This is a genomic window from Streptomyces nanhaiensis (assembly GCF_046614825.1).
In the GTDB taxonomy this organism is placed as follows: Bacteria; Actinomycetota; Actinomycetes; order Streptomycetales; family Streptomycetaceae; genus Streptomyces; species Streptomyces radiopugnans.
This window is the reverse complement of sequence record NZ_JBKJFM010000267.1, coordinates 1-3,943: the sequence shown is the minus strand read 5'-3', so window position 1 is coordinate 3,943 and position 3,943 is coordinate 1. Positions and strand designations below refer to the sequence as shown.

The following is a 3,943-nucleotide window of genomic DNA, read 5'->3' as shown; positions in this document are numbered from 1 at the left end:
CCCCTGCCGGGCACGGTCGCCGAGGCCAACGGCAACGCGCTGCCGCCCCGTCCGGACCGCGCGCGTCCGGCGACGGCGGCCGCCGGTGCGGCGGGCACGGACGCGGAAGCGGAAGCGGCGGGCACGGACGTGCCGGAGACGGGAGCGGCCGGCGAGGGCACCGACCCCGCCGACCCCGCCGACGTCACCGAGACCGCGCAGATCCCCCGGATCACCGAGGAGACTCCGCCGCCCTCCGGCGAGGGGCACTCCCGGCGTCCCGCGGCGTCCGGCGCCACCGGCGTCGCGGAGGCCGACGAGGCCGCGGCCGACCCCGCGCGCGACGCCCTGGTCCGGGCCGCGGGCCCGTACTACGTCGAGCCCGAGGACCCCAGTGAGCACAGCCGGGCCCGGGACGAGGCGCCGGCACCGGCGTCCGTGCCCACCCCGGCCCCCGCCCCGGGGGACGGGGCCTCCCCCGCCCCGCGGACCGTCACCGCCAAGGGGCTCCCCAAGCGCACACCGCAGACCGTGGAGACCGCGGCCGACATCCCCCGCCCCCGTACGGGCGGGCTGAAGGCCGAGGAGCTGCGCAGGCGGCTCGGCGGCTTCCAGCAGGGCGCCCGGGACGGCCAGCGCGACGCGGAGGCGCAGATCGCCGCCGAGCAGGTCGTCCCCGGCCGGGACGACGGCCCGGCGGACGACCGCGCGGAGGCGACGGACACGGGTGGCACTGTCGAGGAGGCACGCAAGTGAACGCGCCCACCACCGCACACACGCCCAGCAGGCAGGCACGCAACCTGCGCTGGCTGCTGTCCAACCTGGTCGACGAGGTCCCCGGCGTACGGTCCGTCGCCGTGGTGTCCTCCGACGGCCTGCTCCTGCTCTCCTCCGAACCGGGCAGAACCGCCGGGGACGCCGGGGACGCCGGTCCCGGCGGCGGACCGGACCGCGGGGAGCACGGCGCGGGAGAGCAAGCGGACGGCGCCGCCCCGCGCCGGGAGCCCGGAGGGCGGCCGGAGCGCGGCCCCAGGGACGCCGGCGCCGACCTGGCCACCATCGTCTCCGGTCTCGGCTCCCTCACCCAGGGCGCGTCGAAGCTGATGGACGCCGGCCCGGTCAAGCAGACCATGGTCGCGATGGACGAGGGCAGCCTGTTCGTGATGTCGATCAGCGACGGCTCGCTGCTCGGCGTCCACGCCGCACCCGACTGCGACATGAGCGTCGTCGCGTACCACATGGCCCTCTTCGTCGGCCGGGCCGGACACGTCCTCACCCCCGAACTCCGCACCGAACTGCGCACGTCGATGGAGCTGGACCAGTGACCTCCCACAGCCCGCTGCCCGTACGCAAACCCGCGCGCGTGCGCCCCTACTCCCTGACCGGCGGCCGCACCCGCTTCGGGCACGTCCTGCTGGTGGAGACCCTCGTGGCCGCCATCGAGGCCCCCGAAGCGCGCCTGGAGCTGACCTCCGGCGGGCTGCGCGACCGCGTGATGCCCGAGATGCGGGCCATCGTCGAGCTGTGCCGCAGGATGCGCTCGGTCGCCGAGATCGCCGCCCGTCTGCGGATGCCGCTGGGCGTGGTGCGCGTACTGCTCAGCGATCTCGCCGACCAGGGGCGCATCCGGGTCTACGGCACCGGCTACGACAACGACCGCCCCGACCGCGCACTGCTGGAGAGGGTGCTGGGTGGACTCCGCAGGCTCTGACGGGCCACCACGCGACCCGCCCGGCGCCGTGCGGGGCGCCGCGGCGCGGACGACCGGCCGGCGCACCGGCACAGGCCCCGGCACCGGACCCGGCACCGGACCCGGCACAGACATCGACGCAGACCCCGACCCCGACACCGACGCAGACCCCGAGAAAGACCCGTGGTGGACGCCGTGAACGACCCGGCACAGAGCGCCGAGAAGCTCCAGCCCTGGCAGGAGGAGCGCGGACGCGCCCCGATCTCCGTCAAGATCGTGGTGGCGGGAGGCTTCGGCGTGGGCAAGACGACCTTCGTCGGCTCGGTCTCCGAGATCGAACCGCTGACCACCGAGGCGGTGATGACCCGGGCGAGCGAGGGCACCGACGACATCACCGCCACCCCCGAGAAGACCACGACCACGGTCGCCATGGACTTCGGCCGCGTCACCCTCGACGCCGACCTGGTGCTCTACCTGTTCGGCACCCCCGGCCAGCGGCGCTTCTGGTTCATGTGGGACGACCTGGCGCGCGGCGCGATCGGCGCGGTGGTGATGGCCGACACCCGGCGGCTGGAGGACTGCTTCCCGGCGCTCGACTACTTCGAGAGCTGCGCCCTGCCCTACGTCGTCGCCGTCAACCACTTCGAGGGGACGGAGTACTACGAGGCCGAGGACGTGCGCGAGGCGCTGTCCGTCCCCGACCGCGTGCCCGTCGTCATCATGGACGCGCGCAAGCGGGACACGGTCGTCGACTCGCTGACGGCGCTCGTCGGCCACGCGCTGGACCTCACCCCCGCCTGACCGGCGGCCGGTCCCGCCCCACCGCCCTCACGCCCCCACACCCAGGCACCCCATCACCCAGGCACTCCAGGGGAGAACCGCCATGCGGAAGATACTCATCGTCGGAGCCGGCCAGTCCGGCCTCCAGCTCGCGCTCGGCCTCCAGTCGCACGGCTACGAGGTCACCGTGATGTCGAATCGCACGGCGGACGAGATCCGCGGCGGCCGGGTCATGTCCACCCAGTGCATGTTCGACCAGGCCCTCCAGCACGAGCGCGATCTGGAGATCAACTTCTGGGAGGACCAGAGCCCGCGCACCGAGGGCCTGGGCGTCTCGGTCGTCGGCCCCGACGGGTCCCGTGTCATCGACTGGGTGGGCCGTCTGGACGCCCACGCGCAGTCGATCGACCAGCGCGTGAAGATGGCCGGCTGGCTGGAGACCTTCGCCCAGCGCGGCGGCCAGCTCGTCATCCACGGCGCGGCCGTCTCCGACCTGGACTTCTTCGCCCGCACCTACGACCTGGTGCTCGTCGCGGCGGGCAAGGGCGAGCTGGTGACGATGTTCGAGCGCGACGCCTCGCGCTCGCCGTACGACAAGCCGCAGCGCGCGCTGGCGGTGTCCTACGTGCACGGCCTGGAGCGGCGCCCGGAGCACCCCGAGATGCTGGCGGTGCGCTTCGACCTGGTGCCGGGCGTCGGCGAGCTGTTCATGATCCCCGGGTACACCGTCTCCGGCGCCTGCGACATCCTGTTCTGGGAGGGGATCCCCGGCGGCCCGCTCGACGTCTTCCAGGGCGTCAAGGACCCCGCCGAGCACCTCGACCTCACGCTGGAGCTGATGAAGCGCTTCACCCCGTGGGAGTACGAGCGGGCCCGCAAGGTCGAGCTGACCGACGCGGGCGGCACGCTCGCCGGCCGCTACGCGCCGACCGTCCGCAAGCCGGTCGGCCGCCTCCCCTCGGGCGGCGCGGTGCTGGGCGTGGCGGACGTGGTGGTGGCCAACGACCCGATCACCGGCCAGGGATCCAACACCGCCTCCAAGTGCGCAGCCTCCTATCTGGCCGCCATCCTGGAGCGCGGTGACCGGCCGTTCGACGAGGAGTGGATGCAGGCCACGTTCGACCGCTTCTGGGAGGACACGGCCCGGCACGTCACCAAGTGGTCGAACGGGCTGCTGGCGCCGCCGCCGGAGCACGTGCTGCAGCTGATCGGCGCGGGCATGGAGCACCAGGAGCTGGCCGACCGCTTCGCCAACGCCTTCTGCGACCCGTCCGACCTGGAGAACTGGTTCTTCGACCCGGAGAAGGCGCAGGCGTACCTGGCGAGCCTGGCCTCGGCCTGAGCGCCCCTCCCGCCGGCCGCGTGCGTCCCGTCGGCCGCAGGTCTCACCGGCCGTGCCGCGCCGCCTCCGCGCGGCGCAGCACGGCCAGTTCGCCGTCGCCGAGCGAGGCGAGCGCCCGCTCCACCTCCGCCAGCCGCCGCCCGGCCTCGTCC

At 74.3% G+C, this 3,943-nt stretch carries 4 protein-coding genes and 1 pseudogene; all 5 read left to right on the top strand.

Annotated features, from left to right (window positions below; all coding sequences use genetic code 11):
• A pseudogene (locus ACLIYP_RS29525) lies at positions 1-735 on the top strand (hypothetical protein); the annotation flags it as partial.
• Complete coding sequence (locus ACLIYP_RS29520; RefSeq protein WP_412716147.1) at positions 732-1,304, top strand: roadblock/LC7 domain-containing protein; 573 nt, start codon at positions 732-734, stop codon at positions 1,302-1,304. The pseudogene ACLIYP_RS29525 and the gene ACLIYP_RS29520, both read left to right, overlap by 4 nt.
• Positions 1,301-1,690 carry a DUF742 domain-containing protein gene (locus ACLIYP_RS29515; RefSeq protein WP_093662003.1) on the top strand — a complete coding sequence of 130 codons (390 nt, stop codon included), beginning with the start codon at positions 1,301-1,303 and terminating at the stop codon, positions 1,688-1,690. The genes ACLIYP_RS29520 and ACLIYP_RS29515 overlap by 4 nt, the downstream gene beginning before the upstream one ends.
• 162 nt (positions 1,691-1,852) lie before the next feature.
• Positions 1,853-2,470, top strand: a complete 618-nt coding sequence (locus ACLIYP_RS29510; protein WP_412716146.1) for a GTP-binding protein — start codon at positions 1,853-1,855, stop codon at positions 2,468-2,470.
• A gap of 82 nt (positions 2,471-2,552) precedes the next feature.
• On the top strand, positions 2,553-3,791 hold the full coding sequence (locus tag ACLIYP_RS29505; protein WP_412716145.1) for a styrene monooxygenase/indole monooxygenase family protein: 1,239 nt from the start codon (positions 2,553-2,555) through the stop codon (positions 3,789-3,791).
• Positions 3,792-3,943 lie beyond the last annotated feature (152 nt).